General features: G+C 60.6%; 19 protein-coding genes. 16 read left to right on the top strand and 3 right to left on the bottom strand.

Translation table 11 applies throughout. From position 1 onward, the window contains the following. The first annotated feature begins 21 nt into the window (after positions 1-21). Together msrP and msrQ are read left to right on the top strand one after the other, a co-directional pair. Positions 22-1,020 (top strand): protein-methionine-sulfoxide reductase catalytic subunit MsrP, encoded by a 999-nt coding sequence (msrP, locus tag IEX16_RS06130; RefSeq protein ID WP_188707462.1) that lies wholly within the window; start codon positions 22-24, stop codon positions 1,018-1,020. A gap of 85 nt (positions 1,021-1,105) precedes the next feature. Further along, positions 1,106-1,759 (top strand): protein-methionine-sulfoxide reductase heme-binding subunit MsrQ, encoded by a 654-nt coding sequence (msrQ, locus tag IEX16_RS06125; protein WP_188707461.1) that lies wholly within the window; start codon positions 1,106-1,108, stop codon positions 1,757-1,759. 37 nt (positions 1,760-1,796) lie between these two features. Here msrQ and lysA read toward each other — a convergent pair whose 3' ends face one another. Both lysA and lptM read right to left on the bottom strand, forming a co-directional pair. Then, the gene (gene lysA, locus IEX16_RS06120) at positions 1,797-3,104 is read right to left on the bottom strand and encodes a diaminopimelate decarboxylase (protein WP_188707460.1); all 1,308 of its coding nucleotides are present in this window, start codon (positions 3,102-3,104) and stop codon (positions 1,797-1,799) included. Beyond that, positions 3,101-3,373 (bottom strand): LPS translocon maturation chaperone LptM, encoded by a 273-nt coding sequence (gene lptM, locus IEX16_RS06115; protein WP_188707459.1) that lies wholly within the window; start codon positions 3,371-3,373, stop codon positions 3,101-3,103. The genes lysA and lptM overlap by 4 nt, the downstream gene beginning before the upstream one ends. A 12-nt stretch (positions 3,374-3,385) precedes the next feature. On the opposite strand from lptM, the gene cyaY reads away from it, so the two are divergent. Next, positions 3,386-3,721, top strand: a complete 336-nt coding sequence (gene cyaY / locus IEX16_RS06110) for an iron donor protein CyaY (protein WP_188707458.1) — start codon at positions 3,386-3,388, stop codon at positions 3,719-3,721. A 6-nt stretch (positions 3,722-3,727) separates the two neighbouring features. On the opposite strand, the gene IEX16_RS06105 is transcribed toward cyaY, so the two are convergent. Further along, positions 3,728-6,154, bottom strand: a complete 2,427-nt coding sequence (locus tag IEX16_RS06105; RefSeq protein WP_188707457.1) for a penicillin-binding protein 1A — start codon at positions 6,152-6,154, stop codon at positions 3,728-3,730. A gap of 273 nt (positions 6,155-6,427) precedes the next feature. On the opposite strand from IEX16_RS06105, the gene IEX16_RS06100 reads away from it, so the two are divergent. The 13 genes from IEX16_RS06100 to IEX16_RS06040 all read left to right on the top strand — a co-directional run bounded on the left by IEX16_RS06100 (position 6,428) and on the right by IEX16_RS06040 (position 24,516). Continuing rightward, on the top strand, positions 6,428-7,507 hold the full coding sequence (locus IEX16_RS06100; protein WP_188707456.1) for a pilus assembly protein PilM: 1,080 nt from the start codon (positions 6,428-6,430) through the stop codon (positions 7,505-7,507). Then, entirely contained in the window at positions 7,504-8,145 is a 642-nt protein-coding gene (locus IEX16_RS06095; RefSeq protein ID WP_188707455.1) for a PilN domain-containing protein, read from the top strand. Before IEX16_RS06100 ends, IEX16_RS06095 begins: the two co-directional genes overlap by 4 nt. 27 nt (positions 8,146-8,172) lie before the next feature. Then, a complete protein-coding gene (locus IEX16_RS06090) occupies positions 8,173-8,841 on the top strand; it encodes a type IV pilus inner membrane component PilO (RefSeq protein WP_188707454.1) in 669 nt (222 codons plus the stop codon). After that, entirely contained in the window at positions 8,838-9,398 is a 561-nt protein-coding gene (locus IEX16_RS06085) for a pilus assembly protein PilP (RefSeq protein ID WP_188707453.1), read from the top strand. Before IEX16_RS06090 ends, IEX16_RS06085 begins: the two co-directional genes overlap by 4 nt. Next, the gene (locus IEX16_RS06080) at positions 9,395-11,542 is read left to right on the top strand and encodes a type IV pilus secretin PilQ (protein ID WP_188707452.1); all 2,148 of its coding nucleotides are present in this window, start codon (positions 9,395-9,397) and stop codon (positions 11,540-11,542) included. The genes IEX16_RS06085 and IEX16_RS06080 overlap by 4 nt, the downstream gene beginning before the upstream one ends. 137 nt (positions 11,543-11,679) lie before the next feature. Beyond that, positions 11,680-12,234, top strand: coding sequence for a shikimate kinase (locus IEX16_RS06075; RefSeq protein ID WP_188707451.1), 555 nt, complete (start codon positions 11,680-11,682; stop codon positions 12,232-12,234). 62 nt (positions 12,235-12,296) lie between these two features. Further along, on the top strand, positions 12,297-13,412 hold the full coding sequence (aroB, locus tag IEX16_RS06070) for a 3-dehydroquinate synthase (protein ID WP_188707450.1): 1,116 nt from the start codon (positions 12,297-12,299) through the stop codon (positions 13,410-13,412). Between the two features lie 81 nt (positions 13,413-13,493). Beyond that, complete coding sequence (locus IEX16_RS06065) at positions 13,494-14,705, top strand: deoxyguanosinetriphosphate triphosphohydrolase (protein WP_188707449.1); 1,212 nt, start codon at positions 13,494-13,496, stop codon at positions 14,703-14,705. After that, positions 14,702-15,898: an MFS transporter gene (locus tag IEX16_RS06060; RefSeq protein ID WP_188707448.1), complete on the top strand. Its 1,197-nt coding sequence runs from the start codon at positions 14,702-14,704 to the stop codon at positions 15,896-15,898. The genes IEX16_RS06065 and IEX16_RS06060 overlap by 4 nt, the downstream gene beginning before the upstream one ends. Before the next feature lie 180 nt (positions 15,899-16,078). Then, positions 16,079-17,227: an ABC transporter substrate-binding protein gene (locus IEX16_RS06055; RefSeq protein ID WP_188707447.1), complete on the top strand. Its 1,149-nt coding sequence runs from the start codon at positions 16,079-16,081 to the stop codon at positions 17,225-17,227. Positions 17,228-17,300: 73 nt separating this feature from the next. Next, positions 17,301-17,993: a transposase gene (locus IEX16_RS06050; RefSeq protein ID WP_188707446.1), complete on the top strand. Its 693-nt coding sequence runs from the start codon at positions 17,301-17,303 to the stop codon at positions 17,991-17,993. A 223-nt stretch (positions 17,994-18,216) separates the two neighbouring features. Then, positions 18,217-23,013, top strand: a complete 4,797-nt coding sequence (locus IEX16_RS06045; RefSeq protein ID WP_188707445.1) for a glutamate synthase-related protein — start codon at positions 18,217-18,219, stop codon at positions 23,011-23,013. A gap of 24 nt (positions 23,014-23,037) precedes the next feature. Continuing rightward, positions 23,038-24,516, top strand: a complete 1,479-nt coding sequence (locus IEX16_RS06040; RefSeq protein WP_188707444.1) for a glutamate synthase subunit beta — start codon at positions 23,038-23,040, stop codon at positions 24,514-24,516. The last annotated feature ends 163 nt before the right edge of the window (positions 24,517-24,679 follow it).

The raw sequence follows: 24,679 nt of genomic DNA, 5'->3' as shown, positions 1-24,679 counted from the left end.
AAACGACTACAAGGAAGCAAGATGCTCATCAAGACCCGTGACAGCGGTTTTATTCACCCGGTTTCCAGCGAGATCACGTCCCAGGGCATGTACCAGCAGCGCCGCGACATGATCAAGCTGATGGCCGGTGGCGCAGCCGGTGCAGCTCTGGCTGGCTGGGCAGGGCGAGAGGCGCTGGCGCAGGGCGTGGGCAAACCCGGCAAGCTGGCAGCGCTGCCTGGCGCGAAGTCTGGCGTGGCTGGTGCGGTGACCATGGAAAAAGTCACTGACTACAAGGACTCGACGACCTACAACAACTTCTACGAGTTTGGCACCGACAAGGCCGACCCGGCCAAAAATGCGCATACCCTGGTTACCAAGCCCTGGACCGTCGCGGTCGAAGGCCTGGTCAAGCAGCCGAAAACCTGGGCGATCGAGGACCTGATCAAGCTCAGCGCCCAGGAAGAGCGCATCTACCGCCTCCGCTGCGTGGAGGGCTGGTCCATGGTGATTCCCTGGGTTGGTTATTCGCTGGCTGAACTGATCAAGAAGGTCGAGCCGCTGGGCAACGCCAAATACGTCGAGTTCATCACCCAAGCCGATCCCAAGACCATGCCTTTTGTCGGCTCGCGTGTGCTCGACTGGCCTTATGTCGAAGCACTGCGCATGGACGAAGCGATGAACCCGCTGACGCTGCTGACCTTCGGCATGTACGGCGAAGTGTTGCCCAACCAGAGCGGTGCTCCGGTGCGTCTGGTGGTGCCCTGGAAATACGGCTTTAAAAGCGGCAAGAGCATTGTCAAGATCCGTTTCACTGACAAGGAACCGCGCACCGCGTGGAACAAGGCCGCCGCCAACGAATACGGGTTTTATTCCAATGTGAACCCGGATGTGGACCATCCGCGCTGGAGCCAGGCGACGGAGCGCCGCATCGGCGAGGACGGCCTGTTTGCCAAGAAGCGCAAGACGCTGATGTTCAACGGCTATGAGGCGCAGGTCGGCCAGCTTTACGCCGGCATGGATCTCAAGAAGAACTTCTGATGCATATGGCCCCCACGCTCGTCACTGCGTGTACTTCGCTGCCCCCCGAGGGGGCTTCATCCGCCTTGGGGCGGCCCGGCGGCGGATGAGTGCCGCGCTCAACAAGGCCTTGATGCATGCGGCGGCCAAGCCACTGGTGTTTGCGCTGGCCTTGCTGCCTTTTGCGTGGTTGTTTTACGGCGCCTTCACCAACAACTTGGGTGCCAACCCGGCCGAGCACCTGATACGTGCGACCGGCGACTGGACCCTGCGTTTCCTGTGTATCGTGCTGGCGGTTACGCCGCTGCGCGTGATCAGCGGCACGCCGGCGCTGGCACGCTTTCGGCGCATGCTGGGGCTGTTCACTTACTTCTATGTGGTGATCCACCTGCTGAGCTACGGCTGGTTCGACATGGGCTTTGACGTGCCCGAGATCATCAAGGACATCATTAAGCGACCGTTCATCCTGGTGGGTTTCTCGGCTTTCCTGTTGCTGACGCCGCTGGCCGCCACATCTTTCAACGCCGCGATCAAAAAGATGGGCGCCAAACGCTGGCAGATGCTGCACAAGCTGGTTTACCTGATCGCCAGTTTGGGCCTGCTGCATTTTTTCTGGATGCGTTCGGGCAAGAATGACTTTGCCGAAGTGGCGGTGTACGCTGTGATCCTGGCCGTACTGCTCGGCTGGCGTGTTCGACAATACATGAAGAAAAAACGTATCCAGCCCATATCCACCGGGCGCGAACAGCTATCAAAATAATAGCGATGCAAGCCTGGCCTGCAGTGCCTGACGCCGTTCAGGCGGAGACCTGCTGCTCCTGCCGCATCTGGTCGGCTGCGGTCTCCCGGCGGCGAATCACGTGGACCCTGGTGCCATCGACCAGCAGTTCGGCGGCGCGTCCGCGCGTGTTGTAGTTGCTGGCCATACTCATGCAATAGGCGCCCGCCGACAGCACCGCCAGACAGTCGCCGGCCTGCACCGCCAGCGCACGGTCGCGGCCTATCCAGTCACCGCTTTCGCAGACCGGACCGACCACGTCGTAAGTGGTCTCCGGCCTGTCCGATGCGGGAACGACAGGCACGATGGCGTGGAAGGCCTGGTACATCGCCGGACGCGGCAGATCGTTCATGGCAGCGTCGATGATGCAGAAGTTTTTCTGCTCGCCGGGTTTCAGATAAAGCACCTCGGTCAGACAGACGCCGGCATTGCCGATCAGCGAGCGGCCGGGTTCTATCATCAGTTTTTTGCTGCCGTAGCCGCGCGCGTCCAGCTTGGCCAGCAGCAGTTGCCACAAGGCATCCGCCGCCGGCGGGGTGTCCTGGTTGTAGTTGATGCCGAGGCCGCCGCCAAAGTCGATGTGATCAATGGCAATGCCCGCAGCCTCGATAGCCGCAACCAGGTCCAGCACCCGGTCCATCGCGTCCAGGTAAGGCGTGGTCTCGGTGATCTGCGAGCCAATGTGGCAGTCGATGCCGGCGACCTTCAGGCCGGGCAGTGATGCCGCGTATTGGTAAATGCGCAATGCGTCTTCATGCGCCACGCCGAACTTGTTGCCCTTCAGGCCGGTCGAGATGTAGGGGTGGGTCTTGGGGTCTACATTGGGATTGACACGGATGCTGACGGGTGCCACCTGGCCCATGGCCACGGCCACCTCCGACAGCACATCCAGCTCGGCTTCGCTTTCGACGTTGAAGCAGCCGATGCCGGCCGACAGCGCCAGCTGCATTTCCGCGCGGGTTTTCCCAACGCCCGAAAAAATGACCTTGCGCACATCGCCGCCGACGGCCAGCACGCGTTCCAGCTCGCCACCGGAGACGATGTCAAACCCGCAGCCGGCCTGCGCAAACACCTGCAACACGCCCAGCGAGGAGTTGGCTTTCATGGCGTAGCAGATTTGCGCATCGCGTCCCGCAAAGCCCTGCTGGTAGGCCGCCAGCGCGGCCAGCATGGCGGCTTTGGAGTACACAAACAGCGGCGTGCCGTGTTCTTGGGCCAGCGCATGCAGGCTCGTCTCTTCCAGGTGCAGCCGACCCTGCCGATAGGCAAGCTGGGGGGCACCCGGCAAATCTGTCACCGACGCAGTGGGCGGGTTCGGCGGGCTCATCGCGGTGCCGAGGTAGGCGGCGCGGCGGGTGGCGGCTGGGGGATGTTGGGTGCCTCTACCAGTGCGCCGAGGGTGCTGGCTGGGGTGACCGGCGTGACGCCTGCCGTGGGAAGCGCTTTCGGCGGTGGCGGGAAAAACAGCGGGCCCTTCTGGCCGCAGGCCGTCAGACCGGCTGTCGCGGCCAGCGCAAGGGTGCAAAAGCCATGAGCCGCGACGAGAGCGCGTGCACGGCCTAGAATTTGAGCTCGAATATGTGATCTTGCAAACATGATGGGATTGTAATGACGGACCTGGATTATCTGGACCATGCGGAGGCTGCGCTCAAGGCCATTGAAACGGCCTGCGACTGCATTAACGACGAGACCGATGCCGATGTGGACAGCCAGCGCACGGGCGGCATGATCACGCTGAGTTTTGCCAACCGCAGCCAGATCATCGTGAATCTGCAAAAACCCCTGCAGGAAATCTGGCTGGCCGCCCGCGCCGGCGGTTTTCATTACAAGCTGGTTGACGGCATGTGGCGTGACACCAAGGATGGCAGTGAGCTGTTTGCCGGGCTGTCGCTTTACGCCAGCGAGCAGGCCGGACAACCGCTGGTGTTTGCGGCGCCGTCCTGAAGGCGCTTAGTTTTTGAACAGATCGAGTATCCGTTTTCTCTCATCGCTGGGTGGCGGTGACTGAATCGCAGCGCCGGGCGGTACCGGCTGGCCCTGGACCGGGTTGTCCGCGCCCGTGCCGGGGGCAGGCCTGTCGCTCAGACCGACGCTGCTGACGCCTGAGCCTTTGGCGTATTCGTCGTAAAACCATTCGCCGCCGATATTGACCACCCCCTCGGGCGGCGTGAATTCGGTGACCGGCACGCCCTTGAGCGCATATTCCATGAAGTTGATCCAGACCGGCAGACTCAGGCCGCCGCCGGTTTCCCGGTCGCCCAGTTTTTTGGGCGTGTCGTAGCCCATCCAGACTGCGGCCGTCAGCGTCGGCTGGTAGCCGACGAACCAGGTGTCGATCGAGTCATTGGTCGTGCCGGTCTTGCCGTATAGGTCGGGCCGTTTCAGCGTGGCCTGGGCTTTGGCGGCGGTGCCAGTGCGCGCCACTTCCTGCAACAGGCTAGACATGATGAAAGCATTGCGCGCTTCGATGCCGCGGACCGACTCATCCAGGCCGGGGATCGGGGTTTCAATGACAGTGCGCCCTTTCTGGTCGGTGATTTTGGTGATCAGGTAGGGGTTGACGCGGTAGCCGCCGTTGGCGAAGACCGAATAACCGATGGCCATCTGTAGCGGTGTCACCGAGCCGGCACCCAGCGCCATGGTCAGGTAGGCCGGGTGTTTCTCCGCGTCGAAACCGAACCGGGTGATCCATTCCTGGGCATTTTTCGCGCCGACGGCCTGCAGCACCCGGATGGAAATCATGTTTTTTGATTTGGCCAGCCCGCGCCGCAGGCTCATCGGACCGTCAAAGGTGCCGTCATAATTTTTGGGCTCCCATGGCTGGCCGCCAGTGACGCCTGCGTCAAAAAACAGCGGTGCATCGTTGACGACGGTGGCCGGCGTAAAACCTTTTTCCAGCGCCGCCGAGTAGATAAAAGGCTTGAAGCTGGAGCCGGGCTGGCGCCAGGCCTGGGTGACGTGGTTGAACTTGTTCTTTTCGTAGTCAAAACCACCGACCAGCGCCCGCACCGCGCCGTTGCGCGGGTCGATGGCTACAAATGCGCCTTCGACTTCCGGCAACTGCGTGATTTCCCAGGTGTTTTTGGGCGTTTTGGTGACGCGGATCAGGGCACCACGCCGGATCTTGATATTGGGTGCTGCCTTGTCGGCCAGGCCAGACTGGGCGGGTTTCAGGCCGTCTCCGGTGATTTCAATGATCTCGCTGTTCTGGCGCACCGCGACGATTTTTTTCGGACCGGCTTCGAGCACGATGGCCGACATCACGTCGTCGTTGTCGGGGCTGTCTGCCAGGGCATCGTCAATCGCGTCTTCGGTTTCCTGGGGATCTTTGGACAACTCGATAAACTTTTCGGGCCCGCGGTAAATTTGCCGCCTTTCATAGTCCATGATGCCTTTGCGCAAGGCCTTGTAGGCCACCGTCTGGTCGGCGGCGCGCAGGGTGGTGAAGACATTGAGGCCGCGGGTGTAGGTTTCGTCACCGTACTGGCTGAACACCAGCTGGCGCACGGTTTCGGCCACAAACTCGGCGTGAACCCGACCGGTGTCCGGTCCGGACCGAACCTTGAGCTGCTCGGCTTTGGCTTCTTCGGCCTGAGCCTGCGTGATGAAGCCGTTGTCCTGCATGCGCTCAATGATGTAGAGCTGGCGCGCTTTCGCGCGCTTCGGATTACTCACAGGGTTGTAGGCGGACGGGGCCTTGGGCAGCCCCGCCAGCATGGCTGCTTCCGCGATGCTGACATCCTTGAGCGGTTTGCCAAAATAGGCTTCCGACGCGGCTGCGAAACCATAAGCACGTTGCCCCAGGAAAATCTGGTTCATGTAGATCTCGAGGATCTGGTTCTTGCTGAGCAAGTGCTCCAGCTTGAAAGTGAGCAGAATCTCATAAATTTTGCGGGTATAGCTTTTCTCCGTCGAGAGGTAGACATTGCGCGCCACCTGCATGGTGATGGTCGAGGCGCCCTGGCTCTTGGCGCGGCCCATATTGGCCAGGCCGGCACGGATCACGCCGATGTAGTCCACGCCGCCATGCGAGAAGAAGCGCGCATCTTCAATGGCCAGCACGGCGTCCTTCATTACCTTGGGGATGTCGGCAATCGGTGTCAGGTTGCGTCGCTCCTCGCCGAATTCGCCCAGCAATACGCCATCCGACGAATACACCCGCAAAGGCAGCTTGGGCCGGTAGTCGAGCAAATCGGACACGTCCGGCAGGTTCGGATAAGCCACGGCCAGGGCAACTGCCACCACCAGCAGGACGGACACAGCACCGGCCGCCAACACACCTAGGCTCCACGCGGTGGCTTTCAGCAAGGCGGGCAGCCAGGGCAGGCGATGGGCGGTCGAAGCGCCGGTGTCGGAGGACGGGGAATTTGAAGCCATGGAGGTCTAATGTAAGTGCGCGCCAGCATTATAAAAAATGCATGTTTTTAAAGAATGGGGGGGCGCATCGGGGATTTCAAATTTTGCATTTACTGATAGCCGGTTGCTTGTTCACCAAAAACCGTCAAAACTCGTCAAAAGCGTCAACTTTTGACAACGGTGATAGTAAGCCAAAACCGAAAAATCCTTTGTCGTACAAGGACCTTACTGATAGCATTCAAGTGATTTCTTAAGTTTGCAGTGCTACTTGTTAGCCGTCATTTGGGGACCGTCTTGATCTCTTTGGGATCCTTATTTAACCGTCAATCGTCCGCCTTGCTGGGTTTGGATATCAGCTCGTCAAGCGTCAAGCTGGTGGAATTGAGCCGCGACAAGGCAGGCAACCTGGTGCTCGATCACTGTGCTATTGAGCCCTTGGAGAGGGGCTGGATCACCGACGGCAACGTCGAAAAATTTGACGAAGTGGCCGAAGCGGTGCGCCGGGTGGTCAAAAAGAGCGGGACCCGGACCAAAAATGTGGTCATGGCTTTGCCGGCGTCGGCGGTAATCACCAAGAAAATCATCCTCCCCGGCGGCTTGAGCGAGCAGGAGCTCGAAATCCAGGTCGAAGCCGAAGCCAATCAGTACATTCCGTTTTCCCTGGACGAGGTCAGTCTGGACTTCTGTGTGCTTGGCCCCAGCGCTACCTCTGCGGGTGATGTGGAGGTGTTGATCGCTGCGTCACGCAAGGAAAAAGTCAACGACCGACAGGGACTGGCCGAAGCGGCGGGTCTGAAGCCGGTGGTGGTAGATGTCGAGTCCTACGCATCGCGCCTGGCGACGGCGCGCTTGATAGAAAACTTGCCGAACAAGGGGCTGGACACCATGGTGGCCCTGTTTGAAGTGGGCGCTCTCACGACCAGCATGCAGGTCATCAAGAATGACGAAGTACTGTATGAACGCGATCAAGCGTTTGGCGGTGCCCAGCTGACCCAGTTGATCGTGCGCCAGTATGGCTTTTCTCCTGAAGAGGCAGAGAGTAAAAAACGCAGCGGCGACTTGCCTGATGATTATGGCGTCAGCGTGCTCAAGCCCTTTGTCGACAGCATGGCACAGGAAATCGGCCGGGCGCTCCAGTTCTTTTTTACCAGCACCCCGCACAACAAGGTGGACCACGTGATGCTGGCCGGCGGCTCTTCAGCCTTGCCGGGTTTGACCGATGCGGTAACGCAACAAACCTCATTTGCCTGCATGGTAGCCAATCCTTTTGAGGGCATGACACTCAGCGGCAACATCCGTGAAACCAAGATGAAGCGCGAAGCAGCGTCGTACCTGACGTCCTGCGGCTTGGCCTTGCGGAGGTTTTTCCAGTGATTCTGGTCAATTTACTTCCCCACCGTGAAGCGGCGCGCAAACGCAGGCGCGAGGCTTTTTTTGTGGCATTGGGCATTGCAGCCCTGATGGGCGGTCTGATTTGCGGGGCGGTGTATTCCTGGTATCAAGCCCAAATTTCCGGGCAGCAGGGTAAAAATCTTTTCCTCAAGACCGAGATCACTCGTCTCGAGAACCAGATCAAGGAAATCGCCGGCCTGCAGCAGGAAATTGCCGCGCTACGTGCCCGCCAGAATGCCGTGGAAGATTTGCAGGGTAACCGGAATTTGCCGGTCTACTTGCTCGATGAGCTGGTGCGGCAATTGCCTGATGGCGTGTACCTGACCAGCATGAAGCAGGACAACCAGGTGGTATCGCTGACGGGGATTGCACAGTCTAATGAGCGGGTGTCTGAGCTGTTGCGAAACTTGAGCAACAACAGCCCGTGGCTGACCCGGCCTGAACTGATTGAAATTACCGGCAGGGCGCTTGCGCTCAGCCCCCGGGATCAGCGGCGTGTGTCTAATTTTTCGATGCGAGTGGCTCTTAAACGGGCGACCGACGGGCAAAAAGCAGGGGCTGCTGCCAGCCCGGCGGCGGGCAAGCCCACACCGGCCGCGTCCGCCGCAGGCAAGGGCTGACGGTGTGGTCTGGAACAGGCACTGAACATGGCTAAAGTCAACATCAATTTTGCTGCGATTCAAGATGGCGTGAAAGCACAGTTCGTCGGGCTCAATCCGAACGATCCGCCTTCCTGGCCGGCATTTCCGCGTTATCTTTTGTGCGTTTTCGTGACCGTGGCGGTGGTCGTGGCGTTGTGGTTTGTCTGGCTCAGTACGTCCGATGAAGAGCTGAAGGCCGAACAAGCCAAGGAGCTGGTACTGAGAGAAGACTTCAAGAAAAAACTGGCGCTGGCGGCCAATCTGGACGGTTTGAAAAAACAGCGTGAGCAGGTCCAGCAATACGTCACCCAGCTTGAAAAACAGCTGCCGAGCAAGGCCGAAATGGATGCGCTGCTTTCGGATATCAACCAGGCCGGTCTGGGCCGCAGTTTGCAGTTCGAGTTGTTCCGGCCAGGGCAGGTGAGTGTCAAGGACTACTACGCTGAATTGCCTATCGCGATCAAGGTCACGGGCCGGTATCACGACATTGGGGCATTTGCCGCCGACATCGCGAATCTGTCGCGCATCGTGACCCTGAACAATATCGCGATTTCTCCGCTCAAAGACGGCACGATGAGCATGGACAGCACGGCAAAAACCTTTCGCTATCTCGATCCTGAAGAGATTTCGTCGCAGCAAAAAACCGCTCCTGCTGCAAAAGGTCCGAACAAATGAAACAGCTTCGCATCAGGAAGATAACGTTTCTGCTGGCCGCCCTTGGAAGTTGTTTGGGATTGGTTTCTTGCAGCTCCTCAGAACATGAAGAGTTGCAGCAATGGATGGGTGAACAACGCAGCCAAACCAGGCCCAGGATTCAGCCGCTGCCCGAACCGACCAAGTTTTCGCCGCAGGCCTACACCCAGGAAGGCGCCATCGAGCCCTTTAGCAACCAGAAACTGTTGCAGGCGCTCAAACGAGACTCCAGCCAGGCGAGCTCGAATGCGGCGCTCATCGCGCCAGAATTGAACCGTCGCAAGGAGCCGCTTGAGGCCTTGCCGCTGGATGCGGTGGCCATGGTGGGCAGCCTCATCCGGCAGGGGCAGCCCGTGGCCTTGCTGCGCGTGGACAATTTGCTTTACCAGGTACGGGTTGGCAATTACCTCGGTCAGAACTACGGCCGAATCATGAAAATTTCTGAAACCGAGCTGGCCCTGCGTGAAATTGTGCAGGACGCCGCCGGGGAGTGGACCGAGCGGATGGCGAACATACAGCTTCAAGAGGGATCAAAATGAACAAGAACGCATGCACTACCGGGGCGGGGACGTTGCATCGCGCGTGCGCGCAGCTGTCTGCACGGGCAGTGATCGGTGTGGCCCTGTTGACCGCTTCCTTGCCGGCCGCGTTGTGGGCGCAAGCACCCAACGCCATAGAGTCCGTGACGGGGTCTGTTCAGGGCGGTACGGAAGTGATTCGCATCGACCTGACGGAGGCATTGACGGCCGTGCCGACGGGTTTCACGATCCAGACGCCGGCTCGTATCGCACTGGATTTTCCCGGCGTCACCAATTCCATGGGTCGTTCGGCGGTGGACCTGAATCTGGGTAATTTGCGTTCTGCCAATGTGGTGCAGGCTGGCGAGAGAACCCGTGTGGTGCTCAATCTCAAGGCGTCTACTGCCTACAGCACACAGATTCAAGGCAAGTCCCTGCTGATCACCTTGGCCCCAGTTGCTCTGGTTGCACCATCAGCGGTTGCCGCGCCGGTTTTTGCCGAGAACCGCAACCGCGATACCTTGCCGCTCAAAGACATCGATTTTCGGCGCGGCACCGATGCGTCGGGCCGGATCGTGGTTGACCTGGCGAACAACCAGGTCGGTGTCGATATCCGCCAGCAGGGTCAGACCCTGGTCGTGGAATTTTTGAAAACTGCATTGCCCGAAGGCTTGCGCCGCCGTCTGGACGTGTCGGACTTTGGCACCCCGGTGCAAAGCGTGACAACTTCCCAGTTTGGTGACAAGGTCCGCATGGTGGTGGAGCCCAAAGGCTTGTGGGAGCACAGCGCCTACCAAAGTGACAACCAGTTTGTGCTGGAGGTTCGCCAGCAGAAGGTGGACGAATCCAAGTTGTCGCAGGGGCCAGGTTACACCGGCGAGAAGCTGTCCCTGAACTTCCAGAACATTGAAACCCGCTCCTTGCTGCAGGTCATCGCCGATTTCACCAACTTCAACATCGTGACATCGGACAGTGTCACGGGCGCGGTGACACTGCGCCTGAAGGATGTACCTTGGGACCAGGCGCTGGATATTATTTTGCAAGCGCGGGGCCTGGGCATGCGCAAAACGGGCAATGTGCTGCTGATCGCGCCCAAGGATGAATTGGCTGCGAAGGACAAGCTCGATCTGGAGTCGCGCAATGCAATCCAGAGTCTGGAGCAGGTTCGTACCCAGGACTTCAAACTGAACTATGCCAAGGCGGAAGAGATTGCCAAGGGCTTGTTGGGATCCGGAGCACCGGGCGCCACCAAGATATTGTCGGCTCGCGGCAGCGTGATCTCGGAAACCCGCACCAACCAATTGTTCGTGACCGATATCCCGTCGAAGCTGGAGCAGGTTCAAAGCTTGATTGCCAAGCTGGATATTCCCGTGCGGCAAGTACTGATCGAGGCGCGAATCGTGGAAGCCTCCGATACTTTTGGTAAGTCCCTGGGCGTGAGGCTGGGTGGCCGTCCCTTCACATTGAACGGCAGCCAGAACACCCAGTTTGGCGCGACCTACATCACGCCGAATATCCCGGCGGGTACGGCGGCCCAGTTGGGGTCAAATTTCGGAACGACGGCAGGAGATTTTATCAACCTGCCCGGCGTCGGTCAAAATGGTTTTCCTGCTGCAACTTTCGCTGTGTCTCTCTTCAATTCATCGCTGACCAGGTTGTTGAACCTTGAAATTTCCGCGATGGAGGCCGATGGCAAGGGCAAGATTGTGTCCAGTCCCCGCATCGTGACGGCCGACCAGGTCAAGGCGCTGATCGAGCAGGGCACGGAATTGCCTTACCAGCAGGCTACTTCCAGCGGTGCCACCTCCATTGCTTTTCGCAAGGCCAACCTGAAGCTTGAAGTTACGCCTCAGATCACGCCGGAAGGCAATATCATTTTGAATGTCGACGTGAACAAGGACAGTGTGGGCCGCGCCACCGCCAATGGCTTCGCGATTGACACGAAACACATCCAAACCCAGGTGTTGGTGGAAAACGGCGGCACGGTGGTGATCGGCGGCATTTTCGAGCAGAACGAGCGTGAGGATGTGACCAAGGTTCCCCTGCTCGGCGATTTGCCGGGCGTCGGCAACTTGTTCAAAACCAGAACGCGCACCGCCAACAAGTCTGAACTGCTGGTTTTTATCTCGCCCAAAATGATCAGCAACGGTGCTGCTTTACGCTGACGTTTGCCGATGGGTTAAGGTAACGCAGAGGTGAGCTGCGTAGGCGGGCGGCGCATTGTCCCCTTGAAGCTTTTGTGACTCGGATGTCGCGCGCTATTGGCTTCACCTCCTCTTTCGATGACCCGATCAAAACTGACATGGATGCTCCTTCGAATTCAGTTGCCCATGTCGCCTTCGTCGGCCTTCCCGGCTCAGGCAAGTCCACCGTCGGTCGCCAGCTCGCCCGGCGCGTGGGCTGGCCCTTCCTGGACACCGACCAGGTCATTGAAAAACGCATCGGTCTGTCCATCCGCGAGTTTTTCGAACGCGAGGGCGAAGAACCTTTCCGCGACTTGGAGCAGGCTGTCATTGACGAACTGACCTCAGGCGAGCCCTGTGTGCTGTCCACGGGCGGCGGCGCCGTACTCCGGCCAGCCAATCGCGAGCACCTCAAGCAGCGCAGCCATGCGATCTATCTGCATTCGTCGCCAGAAGACGTTTTTCGCCGCTTGCGCCATGACCAAAATCGGCCGCTGCTTCAGGTGACCGATCCGCTGGCACGTTTGCGTGACCTGTATGCCCTGCGCGACCCGCTGTACCGCGAGAGCGTGCGCTTTGTTGTCGAGACCGGGCGGCCCTCTGTGCCGGCACTGGTTCACCTGATTGCGAGTCAGCTCGAAACATCAGGTCTGGTGCCGGCTCCGCGTAACTGAGGCACGGGCGCGAGGTGGGTGACACCCGGCAAGCCTCGAAGCGAAGCCTCTACACTTGAGGCATGCATGCAAATTCTTCTCCAGCAACGCAGCAGGTACGCATCGACCTGGGCGAGCGCAGCTACCCCATCAACATTGCTGCTGGCCTGCTGGGCGATCCGGCGACTTACCAGAACCTGCCGGCTGCAAGCACCGCCCTGGTCGTGACGAATGCCGTGGTGGCGCCGCTGTATGCCGACGCCCTGCGCAACGCCCTGCAGCCGCACTACAAGCGCGTGCTGCTGGTGGTTTTGCCCGATGGCGAGGTCCACAAGGACTGGCCCACGCTGCAACTGATTTTTGATGCGCTGCTGGAAAATGGTTGCGACCGCAAGACCGTGCTGTTTGCGCTCGGCGGCGGCGTGGTCGGGGACATGACGGGGTTTGCCGCTGCCTGCTACATGCGTGGCGTGCCGTTTGTGCAGGTGCCGACCACGTTGCTGGCACAGGTGGATTCTTCCGTAGGCGGCAAAACCGCTATCAACCACCCCCTGGGCAAAAACATGGTGGGCGCGTTTTACCAGCCCGAGCGGGTGATCTGTGACCTTGATGTGCTGCAGAGCCTGCCGTCTCGCGAGCTCAGTGCCGGACTGGCCGAAATTATCAAATACGGACCGATTGCCGACATGGGTTTTTTCGGCTGGATCGAAGACAACATTGGCGCCCTGCTGGCGCGCGATCCGGCGGCGCTTGCGCACGCGATCCGGCGCAGCTGTGAAATCAAGGCGCACGTGGTAGGTCAGGACGAGCGTGAAAACGGCTTGCGGGCCATCCTCAATTTTGGACACACCTTTGGCCATGCCATCGAGTCGGGGCTCGGTTACGGCCGTTGGCTGCACGGCGAGGGCGTGGGCTGCGGCATGGTGATGGCGGCGCGCTTGTCGCAGCGCCTGGGCCTGGTCGATGACGCTTTTGTGGAACGCCTGCGTGCGCTGATCCAGCGCGCCGGGTTGCCGGTCACCGGCCCGCGCCTGTCGCCTGAAGACAGCGCCGGGCGTTACCTGGCGCTGATGCGCGTCGACAAAAAAGCCGAGGCTGGAGAAATCAAATTCGTTGTGATAGCCGCACCGGGCAGCGCCATGGTTCGCAGCGCACCCGACGCCCTGGTGCGCGAAGTGATTGATGCCAGTTGCGATTGAATGCGACGCGCGATCGCTATTAAAATAATAGCTGATGGCGCATGTCTGATAGGGGCTAAAGGCCGATTTGATGCATAAACCATGACTCTGCTGGCCCCCTACGCCTGTGATCCCGCCGCGTCCCGCGGCCGCCGTTATGCTGAGCCGGCCGCGCCCACGCGCTCCGCCTTCCAGCGCGACCGTGACCGCATCGTACATTCGACCGCGTTCCGCAGGCTGGTCTACAAGACCCAGGTGTTTTTGAACCACGAGGGCGACCTGTTCCGCACCCGCCTGACGCATTCGCTCGAAGTCGCCCAGCTCGGCCGCTCCATCGCCCGCACCTTGCGGCTGAACGAGGACCTGGTGGAAGCCATTGCGCTGGCGCATGACCTGGGCCACACGCCGTTTGGCCATGCCGGGCAGGACGCGCTCAATGCTTGCCTGAAAAGCCACCATCCCGACAGCGCCGGCTTTGAACACAACCTGCAGAGCCTGCGCGTGGTGGATACGCTGGAAGAGCGTTACCCCGACTACGATGGTCTGAATCTGTCGTTTGAGACCCGCGAAGGCATCCTCAAGCACTGCTCGCGCCGCAACGCCCGGCGCATCGAGGCGCGTGAGCCTTGTGGTGTGGCGCAGCGTTTCCTGGCTGCGGCAGAGGGGCAGCCCGTGTCGCAACCGGGCCTGGAAGCCCAACTCGCCAACCTGGCCGACGAGATCGCCTACAACGCGCATGACATTGACGATGGTGTGCGTTCCGGCCTGTTGAGCCTGGCGCAACTGGCTGAGGTCGAGCTGTTCGAGCAGTACAGCCGCGAAACCTTGCTGCAGCATCCGGGGCTGCAGGGGCGCCGCCTGCTGTTCGAAACCATTCGCCGCATGCTCAGCGCCCAAGTCTACGATGTCATGGATGCGACCCGCGCGGCGTTGGACACCGCCGGCGTGGACAGTGTGCATGCGGTGCGGCTGAGCCCGCCGCTGGTGTGTTTCAGCACGGAGATGGCGTTGAAGTCCTCGTCGCTCAAGCGCTTCCTGCTGCAAAACCTCTACCGCCATCCGCAGGTGGTCGAGACCACACAGACCGCGCAGCAGGTGGTGCGCGAGCTGTTTGCCGCTTATATGGCCGATCCGGCCGAAATGCCGCAGGCGCATACCGACCGTTTCGACCGGCTTGAGAGCAGCCCGGTGGCAGGCGCCAGCTCGCCGGCCAAGCCCGAGCGGGTAGTGGCCGACTACATTGCCGGCATGACTGACCGTTTTGCCGCCCGGGAACATGAACGGCTGATCGGCCGCGTGGCCTTCCCCGCTTGAAGCTGATCCATCCCGCCGGCTGTGTGATTGCCGCTGGCGTGGTGGCCGCACTGCACGTCGCCAAATTGCCGCCGGCGCTGCCGGTGTTGCAGCAGCTCATGGGCGTGTCTTTGTTGCAGGCCGGCTTTTTGTTGTCGCTGGTACAGCTCGCCGGCATGGCGCTGGGCCTGCCGGCCGGCTTGCTGATCCAGCGCTGGGGTCCGCGGCGCAGCGTGTTGACCGGCCTGCTGCTGCTTGCCGGAGCCAGTACGCTGGGTGGTGCCGCGCCGACCGCGACAGTCCTGCTGCTGTCGCGCGCGCTGGAAGGGCTGGGCTTTCTGTGTGTGGTGCTGCCTGCGCCTGGTCTGCTGCGTGTGCTGGTGCCTCCCGGTCAATTGAGCCGGGTGCTCGGCGGCTGGGGGGCATACATGCCGCTGGGTGCCGCGCTGGCCTTGCTGGCCGGCCCGGCCGTGATGGCACTGGCCGATGCCGCCTGGGGCTGGCGCCTGTGGTGGTGGGGGCTGTCTGCATTGGCGGTGCTGCTCGCCGGGCTGGTCTTGGTGCGGGTGCCTGCTGACGTGCCAGCAGGATCGCAGCAGGCGGGTGCGGCATCACCCCCTTGGCGCGCCTTGCTTAAGCTCACCTTGCGCTCGCGCGGCGCCTGGTCTGTGGCCCTGAGTTTTGCGATGTATTCGGGGCAATGGATGGCCGTGGTCGGATTCCTCCCGTCGATTTATGCGCAGGCGGGTCTGGCGCCAGCGACCACGGCCTGGCTCACAGCGCTGGCGGCCGGTGTCAACATCATCGGCAACCTGGCTGCTGGCCGGCTGCTGCATCGCGGCGTTGCGCCTGTCGCACTCTTGGCAACCGGCTTTGTGGCGATGGCACTCGGCACGCTTGTGGCGTTCGGCGTAGACGGCCATCCCCAAGTGCAATACCTCGCCGTGCTGGTTTTTTCCATGATCGGTGGGCTGATCCCCGGAACGCTGTTCAGTCTCACGGTCCGGCTCGCGCCTGGCCTGCAGACGGTGCCGACCACGGTCGGCTGGGTGCAGCAGTGGTCTGCAGTGGGGCAGTTCTGCGGGCCGCCGCTGGTGGCTTGGGTGGCGGCCCAGGCCGGCCACTGGCAATGGACCTGGGTGGTGACCGGTGCCTGCTCGGTGGCCGGTTTGTTTTTGGCCTGGCAGATTCGGGCGCTGCTCCATCGGCCATAACTGCCGCCTGCTGTGAGCGGTGTTTGCATGGCCTGCATAGCCTTATGACGTGCTGGCATTCCGCCGCGTCCTTTTCGAGGGGCGAAAGAATTAACCTTCTCCCTTCTTTCAATTGCTTACAAGCGACTGCCACAAATTGCAGCACTCCTCTTGCGAAGCTGGCCACTCTATAAGGTTTGTATGAAAATCAATCGTCGTGCACACATCGCCAGCGCCCTGACAGCGGGCGCAGCAGTTTTCGGTCCTGCCGTGTGGTCTCAAACGGGTAGAGGAGGCCGCAAACTGGTGGTCGGGCAATCTGTTCCCCTGACCGGTGCGGCCGACCAGATCGGCCTGGCCTACCTCAACGGCGCCAAGCTCTATTTCGATGCGATCAATGCCAAAAATGGTGCAGCCGGTTACAAAATTGAGGTCAAAACGCTCGATGACGGCTACAACCCTGAAAAAGCAGCTGCGAACGCCAAACAATTGATCGCTGAGGATGTCGATGCCTTGTTCGGTTTTGTCGGTACAGCCAGTTGCGATGCAGCCTTTGCCGTGGCCAAACCGGCCAACACGCTATTTTTTGCGCCGTTTGCAGCGTCGGACAGCCTGCGTGAAGCTTCCTTGAGCAACGCTTTCCACATCCGGCCGGCGCTGGCCGATGAAGCCTACAAGATGGTGCGCCATTGCGCGACGCTGAACCAAAACCGCATCGCCGTGTTTGCTGAAGACGACGCCATGGGCCGTGCCGGGCTGGCGGCCGTCAACCAGGCCCTGGTGGACTTGAAGCTGCCGCCGCTGGTGGCGAGCGCGTTTTCGCCGCTCAACAGCGACAAGGTTGGTCAGGCAGTGGCCCTGTTGGCCAAGTCGAATGCTCAGGCCATCATCCAGGTCAGCCTGTTCAATACCTCGGCCGCCTTCATCCGGGCCATGCGCAAGACCGGTTTTGCCGGTCAGTTTCTTAACTTTTCGGTGGTGGGAATTGATCCGCTGTTCACGGCGCTCGGTAAGGAAATCAGCGGCGTGATCATCTCCCAGGTGGTGCCGTCGCCGCGCAGTGCGGGCACACCTATCATCAAGGAGTACCTGGACGTGTTGAACCAAACCGACCAGAACCCGAGCTACGAAAGTGTGGAGGGTTATATCGCCGCCCGCACTTTTGCCGAAGGCGTGCGGCGCAGCGCCGCCGCCGGAAAGGTGGACCGTTCGGGACTCCAGAAAGCTTTCGAGTCGGTCACCGACTACGACGTCTGCGGATTCCGCGTGGACCTGCGTGCAAAAAAATATGAATCGGTGCGCCTGGTTGATCTGGTCACCATCACACCCGATGGCAAGGTGGTGCGATAGACAGAGAGTTCGCTGGGAATCGGGGGACAGATCCGATTTATGATGCGTTGGACCACAGCGCATCACCACCATCATGGCTCGTCTCCCCCGTCTCAGCCTTCCAGGTTTCCCGCAACACATCATTCAACGCGGCAACAATAGGCAAGCTATTGCTACCTCCACGGCCGACTACCAAAGCCTGCTGGCGTTAATCGACGACAACGCCAGGAAATTCTCCGTTGCCATCCACGCCTATGTGTTGATGGACAACCACTTTCATTTGCTGGCCACGCCGGACACGGCGGAAGCCCTGCCGCAAATGATGCAGGCCATAGGCCGGCGCTACGTACGTTATTTCAATGACAGCCACGGCCGTTCCGGCACCTTGTGGGAGGGGCGCTACCGCTCTACCGTCATCCAGCCCGAAATTTTCCTGCTGGCCTGCATGGCCTATATCGACCTCAACCCCGTGCGCCATGGCCTGGTGGCTCAGGCGCATGATTATCCGTGGTCTAGCCACGGCCACTATGCCGGTTTGCGGGTGGACAGACTGGTGGCGCCGCATCCGCTGTTCTGGACACTCGGCAACACGCCTTTTGCACGCGAAGCGGCTTATGCAGAAATGGTGCAAGGGGGCGTGGCGGCTGATCGGCAATTGGCACTGACGCAATCCGCGCTCAGTGGATGGGCGCTCGGGGACGCACTTTTTGTTGCCGATTTGCAAACCCGCACACAACGGCGAGTAAGTAGGATGTCGGCTGGCCGCCCCCCTGCGACCAGCTCGTAGACAGTTATTTGAAAAATTTACTGATTTTTATCATGTCCCCAATTAATTTTTTACAATCATTTCTAGTAACTAATAAGAATCTGACCCCAATTATTTGGTTTGGCATTGTTGTTGCACTGCACTATGCTTGTCTATCCCCGTGACATATTACGAAACCCGGCAGAACAGGGTTGGCCGTGCATTTTTGCCGCCACCGCAGTCTGCCATCGACCAGGAGTGCGCCATGACCACGGCTGCTGAAATCAGGCATTTTGAAGAAAACGGTCTTTACAGTCCGGCCCACGAACACGATGCCTGCGGTGTCGGTTTTGTTGCGCACATCAAGGGCCACAAAAGCCATGCGATTGTCCAACAGGGTCTGAAAATTCTTGAAAATCTTGACCATCGCGGCGCTGTCGGTGCCGACAAGCTGATGGGTGACGGCGCTGGCATCCTGATTCAGCTGCCTGACGCGCTGTACCGCGAAGAAATGGCCAAACAGGGTGTCAACCTGCCGCCTCCCGGCGAATACGGTGTCGGTATGGTGTTTCTGCCGAAAGAGCATGCCTCGCGTCTGGCCTGCGAGCAGGCGCTCGAACGCGCGGTACGCGTTGAAGGTCAGGTCCTGTTGGGCTGGCGCGATGTGCCGGTCAACCGTGACATGCCGATGTCGCCGACAGTGCGCAAGAAGGAGCCCATCCTGCGGCAGATCTTTATCGGCCGCGGCAATGACGTGATCGTGCAGGACGCGCTGGAGCGCAAGCTCTACGTGATCCGCAAAACCGCGAGCGCCGCCATCCAGCGCCTGAAACTCACGCACAGCAAGGAATACTACGTTCCCAGCATGTCCAGCCGCACCGTGGTCTACAAGGGCCTGCTGCTGGCGGACCAGGTCGGTACCTACTACCTGGACCTGACGGACCCGCGCTGCGTGTCGGCCCTGGGCCTGGTGCACCAGCGCTTTTCAACCAACACCTTCCCCGAGTGGCCGCTGGCCCATCCCTACCGCTATGTGGCCCACAACGGCGAGATCAACACCGTCAAGGGCAACTACAACTGGATGAAAGCCCGTGAAGGCGTGATGTCTTCGCCGGTGCTGGGCGCGGACCTGCAAAAACTCTACCCCATCAGTTTTGCCGACCAGTCCGACACCGCGACTTTCGACAACTGCCTGGAGCTGCTTACCATGGCCGGTTACCCGATCAGCCAGGCCGTGATGATGATGATTCCCGAGCCCTGGGAGCAACACACCACCATGGACGAGCGCCGCAAGGCCTTCTACGAATACCACGCGGCGATGCTGGAGCCCTGGGACGGCCCGGCCTCCATCGTGTTCACCGATGGCCGCCAGATTGGCGCCACGCTGGACCGCAACGGTCTGCGGCCATCGCGTTACTGCGTGACCGATGACGATCTGGTGATCATGGCCTCCGAGTCCGGCGTGTTGCCGATTCCCGAAAACAAGATCGTGCGCAAATGGCGGCTGCAGCCCGGAAAGATGTTCCTGATCGATCTGGAACAGGGCCGCATGGTCGACGACGAAGAGATCAAGGCCACGCTGGCCCACAGCAAGCCCTACAAGCAGTGGATTGAAAATCTGCGCATTCGCCTCGATGATGTGCAGGCGACGAATGTGCCCGCGCCCACCGACGGAACCAACATGGGCAGTGACGAAGCCAGCGCAACCTCGGCATCAAGCTCCGGCCTGACCGAGTCGCACTCGCTGCTGGACCGCCAGCAGGCTTTCGGCTACACCCAGGAAGACATCAAGTTCCTGATGTCGCCGATGGCCGTCAATGGCGAAGAGGGCACCGGCTCCATGGGCAACGACAGCCCGCTGGCCGTGTTGTCCAACAAGAACAAGTCGCTCTACAACTACTTCAAGCAGTTGTTTGCACAGGTCACCAACCCGCCGATCGACCCGATCCGCGAGGCCATCGTGATGTCGCTGGTGTCTTTTGTCGGCCCCAAGCCGAATCTGCTGGACATCAACCAGGTGAACCCGCCGATGCGGCTGGAAGTCAGCCAACCGGTGCTCAATGTCGCCGACATGCGCAAGCTGCGCGATATCGAGACCTATACCCAGGGCAAGTTCCGCAGCTACACGCTGGACATCACCTACCCGCTGAGCTGGGGACGCGAAGGGGTGGAGGCCAAACTCGCCTCGCTGTGTGCGGAAGCGGTCGATGCGATCAAGAGCGGGAAAAACATATTGATCGTCAGCGACCGCGCCATCAGCCCGGCGCAATTCGCGATTCCGGCCTTGCTGGCGCTGTCGGCCATCCACCAGCACCTGGTCAAGGAAGGCCTGCGCACGACGGCCGGCCTGGTGGTGGAGACCGGTTCGGCGCGCGAGGTCCATCACTTTGCCGTGCTGGCCGGGTACGGCGCGGAAGCGGTTCACCCCTACCTCGCGATGGAAACACTGGCAGAGCTGTCCAAAGACCTGCCGGGTGAGTTGAGCACCGACAAGGCGATCTACAACTATGTCAAAGCGATTGGCAAGGGCTTGTCCAAGATCATGTCCAAGATGGGCGTTTCGACCTACATGAGCTACTGCGGCGCCCAGTTGTTCGAGGCCATTGGCCTGAACCGCGTGACCATTGAGAAGTTTTTCACCGGAACCGCCAGCCAGGTCGAAGGCATGGGTGTGTTCGAGATTGCCGAAGAAGCCCTGCGCATGCACAAGGCCGCCTTCGGCAACGACCCGGTGCTGGCCAACATGCTGGATGCCGGCGGCGAATACGCCTGGCGCGTGCGTGGTGAAGATCACATGTGGACGCCCGACGCGATTGCCAAACTGCAACACGCGACGCGCGCCAACAACTGGAATACATACAAGGAATACGCCCAGCTGATCAACGACCAGAATCGCCGACACATGACCTTGCGTGGGCTGTTCGAGTTCCGCATCGATCCGTCCAGAGCAATCCCGATTGACGAGGTTGAGGCGGCCAAAGAAATCGTCAAGCGTTTCGCCACTGGCGCGATGTCGCTGGGCTCGATCAGCACCGAAGCGCATGCCACGCTGGCGGTTGCGATGAACCGCATCGGCGGCAAAAGCAACACCGGTGAAGGCGGTGAAGATCCGAACCGTTACCGCCAGGAGCTCAAGGGCATCCCGATCAAGCAGGGCGAAACGCTCAAAAGCGTTATCGGCGAAGGCGCGGTCGAAGTCGACCTGCCGCTGCAGGACGGCGACTCGCTGCGCTCGCGCATCAAGCAGGTGGCTTCGGGTCGCTTTGGTGTCACCGCCGAATACCTGGTGTCGGCCGACCAGATCCAGATCAAGATGGCGCAGGGTGCCAAGCCTGGTGAGGGCGGCCAACTGCCGGGCGGGAAGGTCAGCGAGTACATCGGCCAGTTGCGTTATTCGGTGCCTGGCGTCGGCCTGATTTCACCGCCGCCGCACCACGACATCTATTCCATCGAGGATCTGGCGCAGCTGATCCACGACCTGAAAAACGTCAACCCGCGCGCCAGCATCAGCGTCAAGCTGGTCAGTGAAGTGGGTGTGGGCACGATTGCCGCTGGTGTGGCCAAAGCCAAGTCCGACCACGTGGTGATTGCTGGCCACGATGGCGGCACCGGTGCGTCGCCCTGGTCGTCGATCAAACATGCGGGCTCGCCGTGGGAAATCGGCCTGGCCGAAACCCAGCAGACCCTGGTGCTGAACCGCCTGCGTGGACGCATCCGGGTGCAGGCCGATGGCCAGATGAAAACTGGCCGCGATGTGGTGATTGGCGCCTTGCTGGGCGCCGACGAGTTCGGTTTCGCGACTGCACCGCTGGTGGTTGAAGGCTGCATCATGATGCGCAAATGCCACCTAAACACCTGCCCGGTGGGTGTGGCCACGCAGGACCCGGTGCTGCGCCAGAAATTTAGCGGTAAACCGGAACATGTCGTCAACTATTTCTTCTTCGTCGCCGAAGAGGCGCGGCAGCTGATGGCGCAACTGGGCATACGCACTTTTGACGAACTGATTGGCCGCGCCGACCTGCTCGACACCCAGAAGGGCATCGAACACTGGAAGGCCGGTGGACTGGATTTTTCACGCCTGTTCTACCAGCCCAATGTGCCGGCCGACGTGCCGCGCCTACATGTGATGGCGCAAGACCACGCGCTGGAAAAAGCCCTGGACGTTCGCTTGATCGAAAAATCAAAAGCAGCGCTGGAAAAGGGCGAAAAAGTCCAGTTCATCGAAGTAGCACGCAACGTCAATCGCACGGTTGGCGCCATGCTGTCGGGCGAGCTGACTCGACGCCATCCCGAGGGGCTGCCGGACGACACCCTGCGTATCCAGCTCGAAGGCACGGGCGGCCAGTCTTTCGGCGCCTTCCTGGCCAGGGGCATCACTTTGTACCTGATCGGTGACGCCAACGACTACACCGGAAAGGGCTTGTCAGGCGGCCGCATTGTCGTGCGCCCGAGCATTGACTTTCGTGGTGACGCGGTCAAGAACACCATCGTCGGCAACACGGTGCTCTATGGCGCCACCACTGGCGAGGCCTTCTTTAGCGGTGTGGCTGGCGAGCGTTTCGCTGTGCGCCTGTCGGGCGCTACGGCGGTGGTTGAAGGCACGGGCGATCATGGCTGCGAATACATGACCGGCGGGACCGTCGCCGTGCTGGGCAAAACCGGACGCAACTTTGCGGCCGGAATGAGCGGCGGCATTGCCTACGTATACGACGAAGACGGCCAGTTTGCCAAGCGCTGCAACACCGCCATGGTGTCGCTGGAAAAAGTCCAACCCACCGCCCAGCAGGAGGCCGGCGGCGAACAGGCGCTTTGGCATGGCGGCCAGACCGACGAAGCGCAGCTTCGCAAGCTGCTGGAAGACCACAACCGCTGGACGGGCAGCAAACGTGCCAGGGAGTTACTGGACAACTGGGCAGAAGCACGCGGCAAATTTGTCAAGGTGTTCCCGCTCGAATACAAGCGAGCGCTGGGTGAGATGGCTGCAAAAAAAGCGGCCGCAGCAGCACACGCCCTCGCCGTTGGCAAGCCCGCCACAGCCAAAGCCGCCAAAACCGCAGCCTGAACAAGAAGTATCTGGAGTAGCCACATGGGAAAAGTCACCGGTTTCATGGAATACGAACGCATCGAGGAGGGCTACAAGCCGGTTCCCGAGCGCCTGAAAAACTACAAAGAGTTCGTAATCGGCCTCGATGACGCACAGGCCAACAAGCAGGCGGCGCGCTGCATGGACTGCGGCACGCCCTTTTGCAACAGCGGCTGCCCCGTCAACAACATCATTCCTGACTTCAACGACATGGTGTTCCGCGCCGACTGGAAAAGTGCCATCGACACGCTGCACAGCACCAACAACTTTCCCGAATTCACCGGCCGCATCTGTCCGGCACCCTGCGAGGCCGCCTGCACGCTGAATGTCAATGACGACGCGGTAGGCATCAAGTCCATCGAACACGCCATCATCGACCGCGCCTGGGCCGAGGGCTGGGTGCCGCCGCAGCCGCCGCAGCACAAGACCGGCAAAAAAGTGGCGGTGGTGGGCTCCGGTCCCGCCGGTATGGCCGCTGCGCAGCAGCTGGCCCGCGTCGGCCACGACGTGACCCTGTTCGAGAAAAATGACCGTGTAGGCGGCCTGCTGCGCTACGGTATTCCCGACTTCAAGATGGAAAAAATCCATATCGACCGGCGCGTGACGCAGATGCAGGCTGAAGGCGTGACCTTCCGCACCGGTGTCATGGTCGGCCATGCCAATGACCCGCTGGGCAAGGACTCCAAAGTCACCAACTGGGCTAAGGAAACCATCACGCCCGAACAGTTGCAGAAAGATTTCGATGCCGTGCTGCTGACCGGCGGCGCCGAGGAATCACGCGACTTGCCGGTTCCGGGGCGTGATCTGGCCGGCATCCATTTCGCGATGGAATTTTTGCCACAGCAAAACAAGGTCAACGCCGGTGACAAGGTCAAGGACCAGTTGCGCGCCGAGGGCAAACACGTCATCGTCATCGGCGGCGGCGACACCGGATCCGATTGCGTCGGTACCAGCAACCGCCATGGCGCGGCCAGCGTCACACAGTTTGAACTGATGCCGCAGCCGCCCGAAGAGGAAAACCGCCCCATGACCTGGCCTTACTGGCCGATCAAGCTGCGCACCTCGTCTTCGCATGAAGAAGGTTGTGATCGTGAATTTGCCATTTCGACGAAGGAACTGATCGGCGACGGCGGCAAGGTCACCGGCCTGAAAACCGTGCGCGTTGAGTGGAAAGACGGGAAGATGCAGGAAGTGCCCGGCTCGGAGCAGACGCTCAAGGCCGACCTGGTGCTGCTGGCCATGGGTTTTGTCGCTCCTGTATCCGCCGTGCTGGAAGCTTTCGGCGTGGAGAAGGACGCCCGCGGCAACGCCAAAGCCAGCACCGATTTCACAGGGGGGTATGCGACCAACGTGCTCAAGGTGTTTGCGGCCGGCGATATCCGTCGTGGGCAGAGCCTGGTGGTGTGGGCGATTCGCGAGGGCCGGCAGGCCGCGCGTTCGGTCGACGAATTCCTGATGGGTCACAGCGACCTGCCGCGCTGAAAGGGACAGCCCTCGCAAATCGCCCGGTGGGCGGCTTGACGATCGTGCAGGCTGGGGCCTGCACGGCGCGGGGGCCGGCAGGCCGCGCGATCTGTTGATGAATTCCAGATGGGTTACAGCGACCTGCCGCGCTGAAAGGGACAGCCCTCGCAAATCGCCCGGT

The organism is Polaromonas eurypsychrophila (assembly GCF_014641715.1).
Classification (GTDB): domain Bacteria; phylum Pseudomonadota; class Gammaproteobacteria; order Burkholderiales; family Burkholderiaceae_C; genus Polaromonas; species Polaromonas eurypsychrophila.
The sequence above is the reverse complement of the archived record's forward strand: the minus strand, read 5'-3'. Positions and strand labels throughout refer to the sequence as shown.